Annotated in this window: 5 protein-coding genes; 2 read left to right on the top strand and 3 right to left on the bottom strand. The window is 53.4% G+C overall.

Translation table 11 applies throughout. The features are described from left to right. Positions 1-138: 138 nt before the first annotated feature. Complete coding sequence (gene pcp, locus MVD07_RS09855; protein ID WP_297501550.1) at positions 139-741, bottom strand: pyroglutamyl-peptidase I; 603 nt, start codon at positions 739-741, stop codon at positions 139-141. A 61-nt stretch (positions 742-802) separates the two neighbouring features. On the opposite strand from pcp, the gene MVD07_RS09850 reads away from it, so the two are divergent. Next, positions 803-1915, top strand: a complete 1113-nt coding sequence (locus MVD07_RS09850) for an NAD(P)/FAD-dependent oxidoreductase (RefSeq protein ID WP_297501547.1) — start codon at positions 803-805, stop codon at positions 1913-1915. Positions 1916-1924: 9 nt separating this feature from the next. Continuing rightward, positions 1925-2263: an ASCH domain-containing protein gene (locus MVD07_RS09845; RefSeq protein WP_297501544.1), complete on the top strand. Its 339-nt coding sequence runs from the start codon at positions 1925-1927 to the stop codon at positions 2261-2263. 195 nt (positions 2264-2458) lie between these two features. Here MVD07_RS09845 and MVD07_RS09840 read toward each other — a convergent pair whose 3' ends face one another. Both MVD07_RS09840 and MVD07_RS10980 read right to left on the bottom strand, forming a co-directional pair. Further along, on the bottom strand, positions 2459-3955 hold the full coding sequence (locus MVD07_RS09840; RefSeq protein ID WP_297501555.1) for a carboxypeptidase M32: 1497 nt from the start codon (positions 3953-3955) through the stop codon (positions 2459-2461). A 156-nt stretch (positions 3956-4111) separates the two neighbouring features. Next, positions 4112-4198, bottom strand: coding sequence for a CGP-CTERM sorting domain-containing protein (locus tag MVD07_RS10980; protein ID WP_366078515.1), 87 nt, complete (start codon positions 4196-4198; stop codon positions 4112-4114). Positions 4199-4366: the final 168 nt, after the last annotated feature.

The following is a 4366-nucleotide window of genomic DNA, read 5'->3' as shown; positions in this document are numbered from 1 at the left end:
TTCTCTCAAGCTTCCCGTTGAGCCAGCTCACGACGGCAAACCTCTTCGGGTTCTCACTTATTATGTCGATCCCAAGGATTAGAATAGGCCTCACCCTCATGGGTTTGTAGGGGGTAGGAAAAGGAATTTAAAAAGGTTTCAGGCCTTGATGGAGGTTCTAACGGCGACCTCCACAGCCTTCCTTATGGTCTCAAGGGCCATCGAAGGCCTCGGTTTGTCAAGGGCCTGCTCGTGGCTGTAGGGGACGTGCATAAAGCCCGCCCTAGTTTCCATCCCGGCAACGGCTATCGTGTGGAGCGCGGTAAACATAGCCGTATTACACACGTACGTCCCGGCCGTGTTGGAGATCCCAGCGGGTATCTTTTCCTCCCTTAAAGCGTTCACGATGGTCTTTATTGGAAGTGTTGAGAAGTAAGCAACCGGTGCACCCTCAAAGACCGGCTCGTCTTCCGGGGCAAAGCCCTCGTTGTCAGGAGTTTTGCTGTCCATGACGTTTATCGCGACGCGCTCAACGGTCACGTTGGGCCTCCCTCCTGCCTGACCCGTCAGAACTATCACGTCCGGCCTCTCCCTCACAATAAGCCTCGGGAGAAGTTCCCTAACGCCCCTAAAGGTCACGGGGAGGCGGTGCTTCACTATCTCCGCCCCGTCAATCTCGTCGGGGAGTCCTTTAACGGCCTCCCACGAGGGGTTAATGCCCTCACCCCCGAAGGGCTCGAAACCCGTAACCAGAACCTTCATGGAATCACCTGCGGGTATAGGTTTTTAGGGTTTAAAAGTTATAAAGTGGATGGGAGGAAAGATGAGGTACGACGTCCTAATCATCGGCGGTGGGCCTGCGGGCAACTACCTCGCGGGCCTTCTAGCTGGGAAAGTTGATGTGGCTGTAGTAGAGAAAAAGGGCTCCTTCGGGGGGAAGGCCTGCACTGGGATAATCGGGGCACAGAACTATGAGAAGCTCGGGCTTCCAAGAGAAGCCGTTCTCAACGAGGTCAGAGGGGCTCTCTTCTACTCCAGAATACAGAGCTTTGAGGTAGCCAGAAAAAATCCACAGGCCTATGTTGTGGACAGAAAAACGCTGGAGAAGGCGCTGGCCGAGAGAGCGGTCAAGAGGGGGGCTGATTACTTCATGGCAACGACATTCAGGGGCTTCAAGAACGGAAAGGCGGTTCTCCAGCACTTTAACGAGAGGTTCGAGGTAGAAGCGGACGTTTACGTCGGGGCCGATGGCGTCTCAAGCACAGTTGCCAGGGCAATTGGAGCAAAGAGCAGGGCCGAGTTCTTGAGCGGCTACGAGGTCGAGGTGGTTGGAAACTTCAGGAAAGACTTCGTGGAGGTCTGGGTGAACAAGGAGATAATCCCTGACTTCTTCGCCTGGCTGGTGCCCGTGAGCGAGGGCCTTGCAAGGGTCGGAACCTTCGGCGACATGGAGTCCCTAAACAGGTTCCTCAGGGTCAGGATGCTGAACCCTACTTCGGTCATTGAGTTCAAGGCCGGGAGCGTCGGGCTCGGCTGGAGGAAGCCCTGGACCTCGGGGAACGTGGCCCTCCTCGGAGATGCGGCACTGCAGATAAAGCCCACCACCGCGGGGGGAATAGTCTTCGGGGCAATCTGCGCAAGGGAACTCACCAGAGCTGTTCTCTCAGGCGACCTACAGTCCTATGAAAAGGCCTGCTCCTGGGTTAAGAGGCAGATAAGCTTTGGCCTGAGGTTCAGAAAACTCTTCCTCAGAATGAACCAGAATGACATTGAGAGAATCTTCGAAGTTCTCTCCAGCGATGAGGTAAGGGCTATAATAGAGGCACAAGCGGACTTCGACGACCATCTGAGGACGGCAAAGGCAGTGCTTAAGAGGCCGAAGGTGCTCGCGAAGCTCATAAGGATAAGCCCCGCCATCGTCAGGGCCCTGCTGTGAGGTGGTTGGATGGCGACGTGGAGGATGGGTCTTCAGGAGGAGTACCTCAGGGCCATAGCCGAGGGGAAGAAGAGGGTCGAAGGCCGTTTATACGACGAGAAGAGGCGGGCAATAAAGCCGGGAGACAATATAATCTTTGAGGACAGGCTGGTTTGCGTTGTAAAGGACGTCAGGGTTTATCAATCATTCGGAGAGATGCTTGAAAAGGAAGGCCTTGAGAACGTTCTGCCGGGAGTGAAGAGCATCGAGGAGGGTGTTAAGGTCTACCGAAAGTTCTATTCCGAAGAAAAGGAGAAGAAGTACGGTGTTGTGGCAATAAAGGTCGAGCCGGTGGCGTGGATTGGGTAACTCACCTAGTAAGCTCCTCGAACTTTCACTCAGGCTCCACTGCTTTCAAATATTCATCCTCTTCAGGATGCTGAGTAGGCGAAGCAGAAACTCAGCGTTCCCCTTTCAGTATTCTTTTCAGGGCCTTCTCCCCTATCCAAGGCCTCGTATTTAAGCGTTGCCCGAAACTTCGTCACGAAATTGAAAGAAGAGAAATCACAGATACCTCTCCTTCACCCAGCGGATGAAGTACTCCGGATCGAGCTCTTCTCCAATGGCCTTCTTCAGGAGCTCCTTCGGGGGGTATATACTTCCCCAGCGGTGTATCTTTTCCCTCAGCCAGGCCTTTATCGGCTCGAACTCGGCTTTAGCGACTTTCTCCTCGAAGTCGGGGATGTCGCGCTTGATGTGGTAGTAGTACTGGGCCGAGAGGAGGGTTCCTATGCTGTAGGTCGGGAAGTAGCCTATCGTCCCGTGCGCCCAGTGGATGTCCTGGAGGATTCCTTCGGCGTAGGTCTTCGGCCTTATGCCCAAAAGACGCTCCATCTCCTCGTTCCAGAGTTCTGGCAGGTCTTTCGCCTTCACTCCTTCGTTGAGCATCATCCTTTCGAGCTTGAAGCGGAGGAGGATGTGGAAGTTGTAGGTGACGACGTCGGATTCCGTCCTTATGAAGTCAGGCCTCACCATGTTGAAGTAGAGGTAGACGTCCTCAGGCTTGTAGGTGGTCATGAAGGGGAGGTTCTCCTTGAGGACAGGATAGATTAGCTCGGCGAACTCCCTACTCCTTCCTATGATGTTCTCCCAGAACCTGCTCTGGCTCTCGTGGATTCCTAGGGAAACGCCACCCGCTATCGGGGTGAACATAAAGCGCTCGTCCTGCTGGAGCTCATACAAAGCGTGCCCGAACTCGTGGACGGTGCTGAGTACAGTCCTCCTGAAGTCGTAGCCCTCGTATCTCGTCGTTATCCTGACGTCCTTTATGCCAAACTCGGTCGTGAATGGGTGGGCTGAAACATCTAAACGGGAGCGGACTCCGAGCGGGAAGCCGAACTTCTGGAGAATCCAGAGGTTTACCCGCTCCATCTGCTCTTTCTCGTACTTCTCCTTCTCGAGCGGGTGCTCCCTAGGAACCTTACCCTCCTCCATTATCTTCTCGACGAGGGGCTTGAGTTCTTTTTCAAGCTTGTCAAACATCCTCTCGACTTCTTTGGTGGTCAGGCCTTCCTCAAAGAGGTCGAGAAGGGCATCGTAAGGCTCCTCTTCATAGCCGAGATAATCGGCGGCACGCTTGGCCAAATCAATGATTCTGTCGAGCCAAGGCTCGAACTTGGAGTAGTCGTTACTCTTCTTCGCCTCCTCCCAAGCCTTAGTTGCCTGGCTCGTTACCTCGCTCATCTCCCTAAGGAACTCCGGCGGGAATGATCTGCTTATCCTTATGTCTCTGTCAAGGACGCGAACAACGCCGTGCTCGTACTCGTTGAGCTCCAGTCCCTTTGCCTTCTCCACAAGCTCGACGAACTCGGGCCTAAGGAGAAACTCCTGGCCCATAACCGAAAGCTCGCCCTGGGCAACGCTCCTCTCAAGGATGCCCTCCTTGGGCATGTTGACCTCCATGTCCCAGCCGAGAACGCTCTGGGCGTGGTTTATTGCCCATATCCTCCTGTACTTCTCAAGAATCGCTTTAATGGTCTCGTTCTGGAAAACCTGCTCCATTTCCATCACACTCCTTTCCTCGGGTAACTCCGTTTTTTATTCGCAGGGAAACTTTTAAACCTTTTCGATGAGCATCTGAACGAGAGTTCGGAAAATTTTTACAATCGCCCAATCCGAGCACTAGTTGGAAATAAGACAAAAGACTACAATCAACCGTTACATTAATCTTTTCCTCAAGAGGAGGGCACTGAGAGTTATCAGAACTATAAACGCAGGTCCGCAGATGCTCTTTTTGGTGGGCATTGAAGTCGTGGTTGTGTTCGCGTGGAGTGAAGTAGTATTCCCTCCAGTGGTGGGTGATGGTCGTGTCGTGTTCGCTGATCTGATTGGAGTAACCGTTTCATTCGTTTTCTCACTAGTGTTCGTGGTGTTGAATGTGGTGTTCTCCTGAACGGTCGTTTGAGCTATAGT

It is taken from the genome of Thermococcus sp. (assembly GCF_027008145.1).
Classification (GTDB): domain Archaea; phylum Methanobacteriota_B; class Thermococci; order Thermococcales; family Thermococcaceae; genus Thermococcus.
Note: the sequence above shows the minus strand (reverse complement) of the source record. Positions and strands in the feature narration are given on the sequence as shown.